Origin of the sequence: Lysobacter sp. 5GHs7-4 (assembly GCF_021284765.1) — a bacterium.
Lineage (GTDB): Bacteria > Pseudomonadota > Gammaproteobacteria > Xanthomonadales > Xanthomonadaceae > Lysobacter.
Genome location: NZ_CP089924.1, coordinates 163,625 through 177,585, shown reverse-complemented (window position 1 = coordinate 177,585; position 13,961 = coordinate 163,625). Strand labels below are relative to the sequence as shown.

Here is a 13,961-nt window from a genome sequence, read left to right as displayed (position 1 = left end):
AATACCTGAAATTAAGTCAGATAAGATATTGATTTTAAATGCCGAGACGATGCTGCGTCGCGGCATGCGCCCGGATCGGCCTCAAGGCGCGACGTTCAGCGCCTCGCGCTTGGCGGCGCGACGCGCTTCGCGCGGCTGGTCCCAGGCGTTGTTGAACACGGCCGGCTCCCAGGAGCCGTAGGTCGGGTTGGGCAGCATCCACCAGCGCTCGCCGAACCAGTCGTGGTGCTGCTGCAGCAGCTGGCTGCGGCCGTCGCGGGTGTTGGCCACCACCTGGGCGAAGTCGCCCAGCTGATCGCCAAACTGCATCAGCACGCGGTACTTCTGGCCGGCCAGCTTGCGGCGGCAATTCTTCTCGCTGCCGTTCTGTTCGCAGCCCTCGACGAAGGTGCCCAGGCCCAGGAACACGCTGTCGTCCTTCACCGGCATGCCGACCGCGCGCAGGTTGGCGATGGTGGCGGCCTGCAGGTGCTCGGCGCGGTTGGACAGGTACAGCACGGTCACGCCCTTGGCGTTGGCGGCCTTGGCGAAGTCGACCACGCCGGCCAGCGGCTGCGCCTTCTTTTCGGCGACCCAGGCGTCCCAGGTGACTTCGTCGTATTCCTTGCCGTCGCGGACCAGGCGCGCCTGATAGGGCGAGTTGTCCAGCACGGTCTCGTCCACGTCCATGATCACCGCCGGCGCCAGGCCGGTGGCGGCGTTGCCGCGTTCGTCGGGCACCAGCGCGTCCCAGTTCTTTTGCTTCAGCGCCAGGTCCAGCTTGTCGGCGGCCGCGCGGTAGACGGTTTCGGTGGCGGCGCGGTACTCGGCCGAGGTCTGCACCCACAGCACGGCGTTGAGGTTGTCGTCCGCGCCGGGTGCGGACGGGGCGGCGGGCGTGGCGCCGGTCGCCGGGACGGCTGCGGTCGCGGGCGTTGCGGCTGGGGCCGGTGCGGCCGCCGGCTCGGTGCGCTTGCAGGCGCCCAGCGCGAGCGCGCAGGCGAGGACGGACAGGGTAAGGGCGCGGGTGTGCATGCGCGATCCAGTGCGTGGAAAGGGCTGAAGTGTAGCCGAGCGCGATGGCGCGGCCGTTTCGCAATCGGTTGGGTTCGGGGTCTGCCGGCCGGCGGCCCTAGATCAGGTGCAGGTCATGCGGGTGCACGATCGGCAGCGCGTACCAACGCCGGTTGGGCCGCAACTGCGGAATGAACTCGCCCAGCGCGAACACCCGCAGGCCGGCCGGCAGCGTCTGCGTCAGCGCGGCCAGGCGCGTTTGCAATGCGGCGCCGGCGCGCCCTTGGCTGAAGCTCGCGCTCTGTACCCAGACGGTGAGGTCGTCGCCGTTGGCGTTCTTCTCCAACAGGGTCAGCACGTAGCCGCTCTTGCCCGCCAGCACCGAGGCCAGCACGCCGCCGAAGATGCGCTCGCCCACGACGGTCACATCGGTGCCGGGGTGATAACCGATCGAATGCACCGCCGAGTGATAGGTGCCGCCGGGGTTCCATGGCGCGATCAGCGGCGTTGCGCGTTGCGCGGCCGCGTTCATCGCCAGCCACTCGTCGGCGAAGCGCTCGATCAGGCCCGATTGTGGCTGGCTGCTGCCCGAGCCCTGACTCAAGCGGGCCGACCCGCCTGCCGAGGCAGCGCCGCCGCTATGGGGCGCGGCAGCGGTGGCCGGCGAAGGCGGTGCCGCGCGCGCGACCCACACCGTCGGTATCGGGCCGCGATTCGGGCTGGCCGGTATCACGGCGGCGGCCGGCGCGGGCACGGTTGCTGTCGGCACCGGCGCGCGCGTGCAGCCGGCCTTATGGCGACCGCGGAAGTAGGCCGCCGGGCTGGTCTTGCGGTTGGACGTCGATCCCGCCGGGATCACGCAGCGCACGCTGACGTTGCAGTGCTGATCGGCGCAGCGGAACTGCGCGGCGGCGTTGGCCGAAGCCGAGTTGGCGTAATGCTGCTCGACCGTGGCTATGGTCACCGGCGTACCGGCCGCGCCGAGCAAGGGATGGTTCGCCGTCAGGACCGCTTGTTCGTGCATCGCCGATATCCGTATCGCCTACGCCCGATTCTGGCATGCCGCCTGACCGTAGGATGCGGCGAGCCGCATCGCCTGCCGCCGCGCGCCTTATCGATTGCTCACCTGCGCGATGCACTCCACTTCCACCCGCGCATTCATCGCCAAACCCGAAGCCGCCATCGCGCTGCGCGCCGGATACGGCGCCTTGAAATGGCGCCGATAGACCTCGTTGAACGCCGGCCATTCCTTGATGTCGGCCAGGAACACCGTGCACTTGATCACCTCGCTCATCGTCGCGCCGTGGCGTTTGAGCACGCGCTCGATATTGTCCAGCGTCTGCTCGGATTCGCCGGCGATCCCGCCCGGCGCCAGCTCCAGCTTGCCGGGCACAGTGCCGATCTGGCCGGACAGGAACAGCAGATCGCCGCTGCGCACCGCCTCGGAGAACGGCAGCGTGGCCGCGCCCGCATCGGGCGATTGCAGGAACTGCGGCGGTTCGCCGGCCTGCGCGGCGGCGGCGGCGAACAGGGCGGCGACGAAGGCGCTACGCGACAAGGCGATGGAGGCAGGCATGCTCGTGTCCGAACCGGGCTGGGATTCGCACCATCCCGCAACCGGCGCGGCCGTGCAATCCCGCCGCGCCGCTCAGGGCGCGGCGATCTGCAGCGACACCTGTTTGCGGCCTTCGGCGACCCACTGCGTGCCCACTTCGCCGAAACCGAACTTGGCGTGGAAACGGCTGGAGCCTTCGTTCAAAGGCTGGCTGTAGAACTCGCAGGCGATCGCGCCGATGCCGTCGGCGCGTGCGAAATCGAACAGGTCGCGATAGAACACCGCGCCCAGTCCGCGGCCCTGCTGCGATGCCGCCACCGCGATCCGGTCGATGTAGAGAAAGCGCGGGTAATGCGCCTGAAACCAGCGGTAGTTCGGGCTGTCGTAGGTGCAGCCTTCGCGGAACGCGAGCAGGAAGCCCAACACCTGTTCGCCCTCGACCAGCACGCGCGCATACGCCGTCTCGTCCAGCAGGGCGCGCAGCCGCGGCGCGTCCATCGGGCTGAGCAGGGCCTCGGATTCCAGGTTCAACGCCAGCACCGCCGCATGATCGCCGTCGGCGATGTCGCGGATGTGCAGGCGGCTGTGGTCGCGTTCGCTCATGGCATTCCTCCGTCGGGCGCGCGCTCAGCCTTCCAGCAAGGCCTTGATCGCGGCGAAACCGGCGCTGGCGCGTTCCTGCTTGCGCGCGGCATCGGCGACCGGATCGGCGCCGTCGCGTTGCAGTTCGGCCGCCGGCAACTCGTCGATGAAACGGCTGGGTTGCAGGCGGATGCGATCGCCCCAGCGCTGGGTTTCGCGCGCATGCGACAGGTACAGCGCTTCCTTGGCGCGGGTGATGCCCACGTACATCAGGCGGCGTTCCTCATCGAGGCGGCCTTCGTCGATGCTGGCCTCGTGCGGCAGGTTGCCGTCCTCGACGCCGACGATGAATACATAACGGAACTCCAGGCCCTTGGCGCCGTGCAAGCTCATCAGGCGCACTTGGTTGCCGGCCTCGCCCTTGTCGGCGTGCGACAGCAGCGCCAGCTGCGCGGCCAGTTCTCCCGGACCTGCGCCCTTGCCGCCGTCGAACCAGTCCGACAGTTCCTCCAGATTCTGCTTGCGGCGCTGGAAGCCGGCTTCGTCCTTGCACTGGGCGCGGATCGAAGCGAGCAGGCCGCTGCGTTCGCCCAGCACGCGCACCAGTTCGGCCGGGCTGATGCGCTGCGCTTCGCCGCGCAGCGAACGCACGATGCTGGTGAACCCGTCCAGCGCGTTGGCCGCGCGCGGCGCCAGCTGTTTGAGCGCGCCCACCGATTCGGCCGCTCGCGACATCGGCATGTGCGCCTGCTGCGCCAGCTCGGCCAGCTTGGCCAGCGTGGTCGCGCCGACCTCGCGCTTGGGCGAAGTGACCGCGCGCAGGAAGGCCGCGTCGTCGTCGGGATTGGCGATCAGGCGCAGCCACGACAGCGCATCCTTGACCTCGTGACGCTCCAGGAACGCGGTGCCGCCGCTGAGGTGGTACGGCACGCGCAATAGCTGCAGCGCCTTTTCCAGCGCACGGCTTTGATGATTTCCGCGGAACAGGATGCAGAAATCGCTCCAGGGCGCGCTGTGCTTCTGCGACAGGAAATGGATCTCGCTGGCGACCTTCTCGGCCTCGTGCGCGCTATCGCGGCACTCCCAGACGCGGATGCGTTCGCCGTCGGCCTGATCGCTCCACAGCGTCTTGGGGTGCTCGTGCGGATTGTTGGCGATCAGCGTGTTGGCCGCGCGCAGCACGCGGTTGCTGCAGCGGTAGTTCTGCTCCAGCTTGATGATCTCCAGCGCCGGATAATCCTTGCCCAGCTCCAGCAGATTGTCGGGATTGGCGCCGCGCCAGGCGTAGATCGACTGGTCGTCGTCGCCCACGCAGGTGAACAGACCGCGCGCGCCGGCCAGGCACTTGAGCAGCCGATACTGCGCATCGTTGGTGTCCTGGCACTCGTCCACCAGCAGATAGCCGATGCGCTCGCGCCAGGCCAGCTGTAGCTCTTCGTCGGCTTCCAGCATCTGCACGGGCAGGCGGATCAGGTCGTCGAAATCGACCGCGTTGAACGTGGTCAGGCGCTGCTGGTAGCGCTGGTATAGCAATGCGGCTTCCATCTCGCGCGGGCTGGCGGCCAGCTCCAGCGCTTGCTCGGGCGAGAGGCCGGCGTTCTTGGCGCGCGAGATCAGGTTGCGCATGTTGTCCAGCACGTCGGGCTTGCTGCCGGGCGGTAGCAGGTCCTTGATCTGCGCCGACGAATCGTCGCTGTCGAACACGCTGAAGCCGCGGCGCAGGCCAGCCTTGGCATGGTCGATTTGCAGGAAGCGCAGGCCCAAGGCGTGGAAGGTGCAGATGGTCAGCCCTTCGGCGGCGTCGCCCTTGATGCGCTTGGCGACGCGCTCCTTCATTTCCTTGGCGGACTTGTTGGTGAAGGTGATCGCGGCGATGCGCTTGGCCGGCATGCGGCCGGACGCGATCAGGTGGGCGATCTTCTCGACGATCACGCGCGTCTTGCCGCTGCCCGCGCCGGCGAGCACCAGCAGGGGGCCCTCGGTGTGCAGTACGGCGGCGCGCTGGGGGGGATTGAGGCCGTGCATCGTTGTCATCTTTCGGCGGCTGCGCCGGTCTATCTGAGGGAAGTTCCAACCGATCCGTCCTGGACCGGTTCGAACATCGCGACGTCGGGCCAGCCCGATGCCGCACACGCTGGATCAAGCACTTGCGTGTTTGGCCGGCGCGCGCCATCCCGGCGCGTAGCCCATGAGTTTACCTGCTCGGGTGGCCCAGACCGGCTACCCTGGTTCCCTGGACCTGAGAACGTGAGAAGGACGACGTGATGCGTAAGACGATCCTGCTGTTGGCCCTGTTGCCGCTGTCGCTGGGGGCCATCGCGGCCGAGAAGAAGGCCGTGCCGCCGCCGGATCCGGTCGAGGACCCGCTGCTGATCACCGCCGGCTTCCTGACCCACCACCCCGATCTGAAGTACCGCATGCTGGGCATGGACGCGTACAAGGAGAAGCGCTTCGACGATGCGCTGCGTTTCTTCCGTCGCGCCAGCTTTTTCGCCGACAAGCCCTCGCAGGGCATGGTCGCGGAGATGTATTGGAACGGCGAGGGCGCGCCGCAGGACCGCGCCATGGCTTACGCCTGGATGGATCTGGCGGCCGAGCGCGGCTATGCCGGGTTTCTGGGGCTGCGCGAACGGTACTGGAACGCACTGAGCGCGGCCGAGCGCGAGCGCGCCACGGCCGAGGGGCAGGAGGTCTATGCGCGCTTCGGCGACGAGGCCGCCAAGCCGCGTTACGAGTTCCAACTGCGCACCGGCCGCCGCAATACCACCGGCAGCCGTACCGGCTTTACCGGCAATCTGCAGATCCTGGTGCCCGGCCCGGCCGGCGAGCAGTCGATTCCGGGCTCGAAGTTCTACGACGAGCGTTTTTGGGACGCCAAGAAGTACTGGGCCTGGCAGGACAACATCTGGATGAAGCCGGCGATCGGTCGCGTCGACGTCGGCGACGTCGAGGTGGTGCGCGAAGGCGACGCGCCCAAGGTCGAATCGCGCATTCCGGAAACCCGCCCGCAAGTGGACGCGCCGGTGCCCGAAGTTCCTGAAGAGCCGACGCCCAAGCCCGCGCCGTAACCACCGCTCCGGTGGTCGCCGGACCGCGCCGCCGCAACGACCGTAGGTCGGCGGCGGCGCGAAAAGCCGGCAATAGCCATTGTTCCCACCCGGTCCGGGTGCTACACCGGCCAACACGAACGCACCCGCGTCCGTGTTGGCCGTGGCGTTTCAGGGGCCGTTGCGATAAGAACTCGCGTCAGCCCTACGAAAAGATCGCAGGCCACACGAGGTACGGGGCATTCGCCATGCCGCCATCCACGAGGAGCCGTCGATGAACGCCCGCCCCTGCCTGCTGCTGTGCCTGCTGCTGCCCCTGGCCGCCTGGGCCGCCCCCGCCGCGCAGCAGCGTGAACGCGCGACCAACCTGGACATCTACCAGTCCGCGATCCTGCAATCGGCCGGCCACCCGAACGAACTGCACCGCTGGCACGGCATCTGGGCCTACGACAACGGCCGCTACGCCGAGGCGATCAAACAGTTCCAACACGCCTCGCGCTACGCCGACAAATATTCGCAGCACTTCCTCAGCATGATGCACTGGTACGGCGAAGGCACCGACCGCAACCCCGTGCTGGCCTACATCTGGGCCGACCTGGCCGCCGAGCGCGGCGACAACGCCGAACTGCTGGCGATGCGCGAGAAAATCTGGGAATCGCTGACGCCCGAGCAGCAGGTGCAGGTGGCGGTGCAGGGCGAGGGCTACTTCGCCCGCTACGGCGACGCGACCACGCTGCCGCGCATCAACTCGCACATCCGCCACTTCGCCCGCAGCCAGACCGGCAGCCGCGTCGGCGCCCAGACCGCGCGCCTGGACGTAGGCCTGGGCCGGCCGGACATCTGGGCCGCCGGCGGCGGCAGCGCGGTGTCGGTCCAGGCCATGCGCGGCATCGCCCAGGGCGAGTTCTACGGCGACCACCGCACCCGCACCGACGCCTACTGGAAGGACCAGGGTCTGCTGCTGCGCACGCTGACCGGGCAGGTCGAGGTGGGCGAGGTGAAAAAGGTCGAGGCACCGGAGAAGTAGGGACGCATTGCCAAGAGCAAATCCCCCTCAATCCCCCTTTTCCAAAGGGGGAAGACCAGTCGGCGGTATCGAATCCAGGCGCAGCTTTGTTCCCCCCTTTGAAAAAGGGGGGCAAGGGGGGGGGATTTGCTTTACCGCTTCACCGAGCCCCCACCCGAATCCGCACCCCCAACCACGCTCCACCCCACCGCGCAATCTGCGAACTTGCCCCGCCCTTGCCTACACTAGGCGCATGGCCAAGCTCTACTTCTACTACTCGGCGATGAACGCCGGTAAGACCACCACCCTGCTGCAGTCCGCGCACAACTACCGCGAACGCGGCATGCGCGTGGCCATCCTCACCCCGCGCCTGGACGACCGCGCCGGCAGCGGCACCGTCGCCTCGCGCATCGGCCTGAAGGCCGATGCCATCGGTTTCGGCCACGATCAGGACCTGGAGGCGCTGATCCGCGCCGACATCGCCGCCCACGGCGCGCTGAACTGCGTGCTGGTCGACGAAGCCCAGTTCATGACCCGCTCCCAGGTCTGGCAACTCAGCGAGGTCGTCGACCAGCTGCGCATCCCCGTGCTCTGTTACGGCCTGCGCACCGACTTCCGCGGCGAACTGTTCGAAGGCAGCCAATACCTGCTGGCCTGGGCGGACGAGCTGACCGAGATCAAGACCATCTGCCACAGCGGCAAGAAGGCCACCATGACCGTGCGCGTCGACGAAGCCGGGCGCGCGGTGCTCGACGGCCCGCAGGTCGAGATCGGCGGTAACGATCGCTACATCTCGGTGTCGCGCGCGGAGTACAAGCGGGTGATGCGGGGCGAGGGGACGATCGAGCCGTTGCAGCCGTCATTGCCGTTGTAAGTTCGGCAGCCGCCGCCTCCGAGGTTTCGTTCGACCATCACGGTCAGGTTGAGCGTGCGATGCGTCTGTGCGCGCGATTAAGGCGTCAATGAAGTGTTGTTCTGCACCTGGTTGGCACAAGTGATTCGGATCTGACTTCGCAGCATTTGCGACGACCGCGCTTTAGGCTCCAAACTGTATTCGGGGGGATCGGCAACGCCGGTTCTGAAGTTTGGTTCGATACCGGCCGTTCGTCCGGCAAGAGCGTCATCGCATGCAGTCTTATCTTGTGCCTACAGCGGCGCGTCCGGCAATCGGTGCGCGCGCGAATCGTCGCGCGTTCACCCTGTTCTCCAGCATCGTTCTGATTGCATTGATGTGGGCGGCGGCCGGTTCGGTGGCGGCTCAGTCCATGACGACCGAGGCCGAGTACCAGAAGAAGATTCAGGCAGCCTCGACGATCACCGCCGCCGGCGAAGGGGTGTTCGGCAACCGAACGACGGATGCGACAGGCAAGACCGAGTTCGTGAATATCGACATCGATGTTCCGGGCAGCAGTGGCCTGCCCGTGCAATTCGGTCGGCGTCTGCCGATCGACTGGTGGTATCTGCCCGAACAATTGGGCGGGCTCGGGAACTGGGATGTCGAAGTTCCGTATATTCAGACGACCGTGTCCAGCAACATGGGGTGGTCGGTGGCGGGGGCGTCCTCCCCGAATCGGTACAAGCGCTGTTCCTTTCCGGGCTTGCCGGCCGTAGAGGGTCTTCTGATCAGCTCGGAGGAGGTGTCGCACGGCTATCGCCTGCATGTGCCCGGCGTAGGCGACGAGCCGATGCTGGTGGATCACAACCTCAACACGGACCCCACGAACGGTTCGAGTTACCCGTGGGTGCTCAAATCGATGGGCCGAGTCGGTTGCTTGCCTACCGTCAAGAACGGCTATCCCGGCGAAGGCTTCTATCTGCTCACGACAGATGGCGTGAAGTATTACTTCGACGTCGCTGTCGAACGTACCGCGATGAAGATCCGGAAGGGGCCGAAAGGTCTGCCCGGATACACGATGGCGCGCAAGAACATCTATCTGCTGGCATCGCGCATCGAGGATCGATTCGGTAACTACGTCAACTACACCTATGTCGACGGGCGTCTGAGCAGCATCGCCGCTAACGACGGGCGCCAAATCACCGTGCAGTACGGCGCAGGCTCAGTGACCGCCAGCAGCCACGGACGCAGTTGGACCTACACACTGACGAACGGCCATCTGACCCAGGTAGCCAATCCGGACGGCTCCACCTGGCAGTATCCGGCATACGGTTTCAGTTCGCCCTATGACCAGCAGCAGTCGGACGCGATGGGGTTGTCCTATTTCGATCCCGGCACCATGTGCCAGGTCGAGTCTAGTCCCGATCGCTTTGCGGGAGAGTTCCCGTTTACGGTCAAGCATCCCAGTGGCGCACAAGCGACGTTTCAGTTCGAGGGGCGGCGTTTTCATCGCAGCCGTGTGCCCTACATTTGCTTCATCGACTTCTTTGATCATGAAGTCCGCGTGGCGGGTGGTTCTGTCAATTTCACCGCGACCCTGGATTGGGAATTAATCATCAAGATGTCCGAAGATGGTTATTCGTGGGAAGCGGCTGTCGACAATGTCGAGCTGTACGAAAGCCAGGGGCTGGTTGAAGAATACGTCGACGTTGGAGGTCACGCTCGGATCGGAACGCCGAACTATTTCGACGTGTTCTCGCTCAAGTCGCTGACGATTTCCGGCCCAGGCATTGCATCCCAGGTGACCGGTTACGCGTATCAGCAGGACACCTACCCCTACTGCGGCATCTACAATCATCAAACCGGCACGCCGGACGGGCCGACCTGTCAGGAAGACCCGTGTGCGGGCCAAGCTTGCGGCGACGGCGTCGGCAGAACGACCACCATCACGCTGCCGAATGGGGCAGTGGTCAAGAAGCGCTATGGCGTCATCTTCGATAAGAACGAAGGGATGCTGCTCAGCGAGCAGGTTATCGGGGCGGGCGGTGCCGAAGCGCAGAGGGTGGACTACACCTACGTGCAAGACGAGCAAGTGGGGCAGCAGCCGTTTCCAAGCGAAGCGGGGTATGGCTTCGGCGATCGAATGGAGTCCAAGCTTCGCCCCTTGAAGTCGACATCCTTGGTGCGCGATGGCGTGACCTACACCAGTGCGGTCGGTGCATTCGATAGGTTTGCTAGGCCCACCTCGGTCACCCGCGCCAGCACCATCAACGGCGGCCACACCCGCACCGACACCACGCAGTACCACGACGACCTGTCCAAGTGGGTGCTGGGCCAGACCAAGCTGTCCACCACCAACGGCATCGAAGTCGGCCGCACCGAGTTCACCGCCAACGCCCAGCCCTACCGCAGCTTCCGCTACGGCGAAACCACGCCGTCGCAAACCCTGACCTACAACGCCGACGGCACCGTCGCCACGGTCACGGACGGCAACAATAACGTCACCACGCTGTCGAACTGGAAGCGCGGCATCCCGCAGACCATCCAGCACCCGGCCACCGCCGAGTCGCCCTCGGGCAGCACGCAGTCGGCGTCCGTCAACGACAGCGGCTGGATCGACTGGGTGACCGACGAGAACGGCTACAAGACCAGCTACCAGTACGACACCATGGGCCGGCTGTCGCGCATCGTCTATCCCACCGACGACACCGTGGCCTGGAACGACAAGCTGTTCTCGTTCCAGCAGGTCAACCAGGAAGAAATGGGCGTGCCCGCCGGCCACTGGCGGCAGACGGTGGTGCAGGGCAACTACGAAAAGCTGACCCTGTTCGATGCGCTGTGGCGCCCGATCCTGCAGTACGAACGCGACAACGCCGATTCCAACGGCACCTACCGGATCGTCCGCAACGCCTTCGATCACGACGGGCGGCAGACCTTCGCCTCCTATCCGCGCAACCCGTACGCGGACGGCAACTGGAACCTCAACACCGGCACCTGGACCACCTACGACGCGCTGGGCCGGGCCACCAAGGTCGAGCAGGACTCGGAGCTGGGCAAACTCACCACGACCACCGCCTATGCGTGGGGCGGCGACATCGTGGTCACCAACCCGCGCGGCCACCAGACCCGCACCCGCTACGCGGCCTGGGACCAGCCCACCACCGATTACCCGATCGAAATCATCCAGCCGGTGGCCACCACCACCATCGACCGCGATCCGATCTACTTCCTGCGCCCCAAGTCGGTCACCCGCTCGGGCACCTACGCCGGCCAGCCGGTGCAGGCGCTGCGCCGGTACACCTACGACGGCCTCAACCGCCTGTGCCGCACGGACGAGCCTGAGACCGGCTCGACCGTCATGGGTTACGACGCCAACGACAACATGACCTGGTCGGCCGCCGGCCTGTCGGGCCTGAACAGCGTCAACTGCGACCACGTGGCCGCCTACAACGCCGGCCGCACCGTCACCCGCAACTACGACGCACGCAACCGCATCACCCAGTTGGGCTTCCCTGACGGCCTGGGCAATCAGTCCTGGACCTACACCAAGGACGGCCTGCCGGCCACGATCACCACCTACAACGGCAGCAACAATACCTGGCCCTGGATCAACGCCTACCACTACAACAAGCGCCGCCTGCTCGACGGCCAGGGCGACAGCATCAGCCAACCCGGCTGGTACACCTGGTCCTTGGGCTACGGCTACGACCGCAACGGCCACCTGTCGGTACAGACCTACCCGACCGGCTTGGCGGTGGGCTATGCGCCCAACGCCCTGGGCCAGGCGACCCAGGTGGCCACCGTCGCCGGCAGCACCACCACCGGCACCTACGCCAGCGGCGTCAGCTACTACCCCAACGGCGCGATCAAGCAGTTCACCTATGGCAACGGCCTGCTCCACGCGATGTGGCAGAACGGTCGCCAATTGCCGTGGACGGTCGATGACGGCGGCCTGTCAAGCTTCTCGTACACCTACGACGAGAACGGCAACCCCACCCAGATCACGGATAACGCCCAGGGCGCCAATTTCCACCGCTACCTGGAATACGACGCCCAGGACCGTCTGCTGCGCGCCGGTTCGCTGATGTTCGGCGGCACCAACCACTGGATCGACTACGCCTACGACCCGATCGACAACCTGCGCAGCGTCAGCCACCCGGGCGTGCGCGAGCACAGCTACTGGTACGACGCCAACAACCGCCTGACCAACGTCCGCAACGCCGGCGGCGCTACGGTCACCGGCCTGGGCTACGACGTCCAGGGCAATCTGAACAACAAGAACGGCCAGGCCTACTGGTTTACCTTCGGCAACCGCCTGCGCGAGGTGACCGGCAAGGAGAGCTACGCCTACGACGGCCTGGGCCGCCGCGTGCAGACCATGCAGGCCGACGGCACGGTGCGCCTGTTCCAGTACAGCCAGGCCGGGCAGTACTTGTTCGGCTCCAAGCAGACCCCCGCGGGCGTGCAAACGACCCAGGAGAACATCTACCTGGCCGGCAGCCTGATCGCGACGGTGGACCACAACTGGCCCAGCAATACGGTCATCGCCACGAAGTACCACCACACCGATGCGCTGGGCAGTCCGGTGGCGACGACCAACGCCGCGGGCGCACTGATCGAGCGGACGAACTACGAGCCGTACGGCAGCGCGATCAACAAGACGGTCAACGGCATCGGCTACACCGGGCATGTGATGGATGGGGCCACGGGCCTGACGTACATGCAGCAGCGGTATTACGATCCGACGCTAGGGAGATTCCTGTCCGTGGATCCGGTGACCGCTAATTCGGGTACCGGCTCGAACTTCAATCGTTATTGGTATGGGAACAACAATCCCTACAGATTCACGGATCCGGATGGTCGGCAGTCTACTGAAAATGTAAGGGCGCAGCCCACAGGAATACCATACATTGACTGGTTTATGACTCCATCAGATGAGCGGGGCAGCCAGCGTCTGATGATGAAGAAGCAGCTCGCATTTGAAATGAGCTTGCCGCGTAGCTGGAGAGACGTCGCACTGAATATTGGAATTGCGCTTTCGGCTGGAGCCGGTGCTGCGGGCCGTGGAGCCGCTCGCAGTATGGCGCGAAGTGGCGCCAGGGGAGCCAGCGGGCCGCTGGAAACAACGAGCGGAAATATATGGCACGGCAACAGCAGTGGCTCGGCCGCTTCGGGCGGCGATGCGCTAGCACCTATGCATCCGCGGACTCAGCGAGCCCTTGATATAGTGCAGAAACCATCTAGAACTCATGGGCAGTGCTGTGAAATTGATGCGATCAATAAAGCGCTAAATGCCGGTGACGATGTTCGGGGAGCAAAGATGGGTCCAGTGAAGCTAAATGAATCGGGCAGGATTATCCCGCCGTGCTCGACTTGTCGAGAAGTGAAGAAGACGCTGGGAATTGAGTAAAACATGAATATTGACACCATCGAGAGTGAGTTTTTTGTCTTTCTAGACAAGGCTTGGGCGTTAGAGGACGTTTCACCTTTTTTACGTTCTTATGTGCGTCTTCTTCTAGTCTTTAAACACGAACTTTCGCTAATTGAGATCGATGCGCTGCTAGAACGGCAGAGACAACTCGCCGACAACCGGCTGGCGGCAGATTCTTTTTCTGAGTTGACGGCCGCGCTGCGCGAGAAGCTCAATCGTCATCTAAGTCGAAATGAAAGTGGGAGCAGAGAGGAGGCGCTAAATCGATTGCTTTTCAGTGCTTTCCTGGACTCTACAGAGTCCGATTTTTTTTATCTCGTAGAGCCGATGTTCGATTTCGCAAGGAGAATGGGTGTCAATCCTGAGGTGCTCAAAGATGTATTGGAGGAGGAGTTTCCAGGGTTCGCGATTACAGACTCGTAGGGTAGGAGTGCGGCAATAGATCGGGAATACAGGAATACAGACTGTGCCAATACCAATACAGACTGGGACACCCACTATTTCCTCCGCGC

Annotated in this window: 10 protein-coding genes; 5 read left to right on the top strand and 5 right to left on the bottom strand. The window is 65.0% G+C overall.

The features are described 5' to 3' along the window. Positions 1 to 81 precede the first annotated feature (81 nt). The 5 genes from LVB77_RS00695 to LVB77_RS00675 form a co-directional block, all read right to left on the bottom strand. On the bottom strand, positions 82 to 1,014 hold the full coding sequence (locus LVB77_RS00695; protein ID WP_232908311.1) for a 5'-nucleotidase, lipoprotein e(P4) family: 933 nt from the start codon (positions 1,012 to 1,014) through the stop codon (positions 82 to 84). A 97-nt stretch (positions 1,015 to 1,111) separates the two neighbouring features. Further along, on the bottom strand, positions 1,112 to 2,017 hold the full coding sequence (locus LVB77_RS00690; RefSeq protein ID WP_232908310.1) for a hypothetical protein: 906 nt from the start codon (positions 2,015 to 2,017) through the stop codon (positions 1,112 to 1,114). 87 nt (positions 2,018 to 2,104) lie between these two features. Then, a complete protein-coding gene (locus LVB77_RS00685; RefSeq protein WP_232908309.1) occupies positions 2,105 to 2,569 on the bottom strand; it encodes a RidA family protein in 465 nt (154 codons plus the stop codon). Positions 2,570 to 2,641: 72 nt separating this feature from the next. Beyond that, positions 2,642 to 3,151, bottom strand: coding sequence for a GNAT family N-acetyltransferase (locus tag LVB77_RS00680; protein ID WP_232908308.1), 510 nt, complete (start codon positions 3,149 to 3,151; stop codon positions 2,642 to 2,644). 24 nt (positions 3,152 to 3,175) lie between these two features. Then, complete coding sequence (locus LVB77_RS00675) at positions 3,176 to 5,155, bottom strand: UvrD-helicase domain-containing protein (protein ID WP_232908307.1); 1,980 nt, start codon at positions 5,153 to 5,155, stop codon at positions 3,176 to 3,178. 239 nt (positions 5,156 to 5,394) lie between these two features. Between LVB77_RS00675 and LVB77_RS00670 the strand changes: the two genes are divergently transcribed. The 5 genes from LVB77_RS00670 (at position 5,395) to LVB77_RS00650 (ending at position 13,872) form a co-directional block, all read left to right on the top strand. After that, the gene (locus LVB77_RS00670) at positions 5,395 to 6,198 is read left to right on the top strand and encodes a sel1 repeat family protein (RefSeq protein ID WP_232908306.1); all 804 of its coding nucleotides are present in this window, start codon (positions 5,395 to 5,397) and stop codon (positions 6,196 to 6,198) included. Positions 6,199 to 6,451: 253 nt separating this feature from the next. After that, on the top strand, positions 6,452 to 7,204 hold the full coding sequence (locus tag LVB77_RS00665; RefSeq protein ID WP_232908305.1) for an SEL1-like repeat protein: 753 nt from the start codon (positions 6,452 to 6,454) through the stop codon (positions 7,202 to 7,204). Positions 7,205 to 7,436: 232 nt separating this feature from the next. Next, positions 7,437 to 8,057, top strand: a complete 621-nt coding sequence (locus LVB77_RS00660) for a thymidine kinase (RefSeq protein ID WP_232908304.1) — start codon at positions 7,437 to 7,439, stop codon at positions 8,055 to 8,057. Positions 8,058 to 8,310: 253 nt separating this feature from the next. Next, positions 8,311 to 13,428, top strand: coding sequence for an RHS repeat-associated core domain-containing protein (locus tag LVB77_RS00655; RefSeq protein ID WP_232908303.1), 5,118 nt, complete (start codon positions 8,311 to 8,313; stop codon positions 13,426 to 13,428). A 3-nt stretch (positions 13,429 to 13,431) separates the two neighbouring features. Continuing rightward, positions 13,432 to 13,872 (top strand): hypothetical protein, encoded by a 441-nt coding sequence (locus LVB77_RS00650; RefSeq protein WP_232908302.1) that lies wholly within the window; start codon positions 13,432 to 13,434, stop codon positions 13,870 to 13,872. Positions 13,873 to 13,961 lie beyond the last annotated feature (89 nt).

What these genes read in the sequence shown, in the direction of transcription:
- LVB77_RS00695 (WP_232908311.1), bottom strand. Translation starts at nt 1,014, where the DNA reads ATGCACACCCGCGCCCTTACCCTGTCCGTCCTCGCCTGCGCGCTCGCG.
- LVB77_RS00690 (WP_232908310.1), bottom strand. Translation starts at nt 2,017, where the DNA reads ATGCACGAACAAGCGGTCCTGACGGCGAACCATCCCTTGCTCGGCGCG.
- LVB77_RS00685 (WP_232908309.1), bottom strand. Translation starts at nt 2,569, where the DNA reads ATGCCTGCCTCCATCGCCTTGTCGCGTAGCGCCTTCGTCGCCGCCCTG.
- LVB77_RS00680 (WP_232908308.1), bottom strand. Translation starts at nt 3,151, where the DNA reads ATGAGCGAACGCGACCACAGCCGCCTGCACATCCGCGACATCGCCGAC.
- LVB77_RS00675 (WP_232908307.1), bottom strand. Translation starts at nt 5,155, where the DNA reads ATGCACGGCCTCAATCCCCCCCAGCGCGCCGCCGTACTGCACACCGAG.
- LVB77_RS00670 (WP_232908306.1), top strand. Translation starts at nt 5,395, where the DNA reads ATGCGTAAGACGATCCTGCTGTTGGCCCTGTTGCCGCTGTCGCTGGGG.
- LVB77_RS00665 (WP_232908305.1), top strand. Translation starts at nt 6,452, where the DNA reads ATGAACGCCCGCCCCTGCCTGCTGCTGTGCCTGCTGCTGCCCCTGGCC.
- LVB77_RS00660 (WP_232908304.1), top strand. Translation starts at nt 7,437, where the DNA reads ATGGCCAAGCTCTACTTCTACTACTCGGCGATGAACGCCGGTAAGACC.
- LVB77_RS00655 (WP_232908303.1), top strand. Translation starts at nt 8,311, where the DNA reads ATGCAGTCTTATCTTGTGCCTACAGCGGCGCGTCCGGCAATCGGTGCG.
- LVB77_RS00650 (WP_232908302.1), top strand. Translation starts at nt 13,432, where the DNA reads ATGAATATTGACACCATCGAGAGTGAGTTTTTTGTCTTTCTAGACAAG.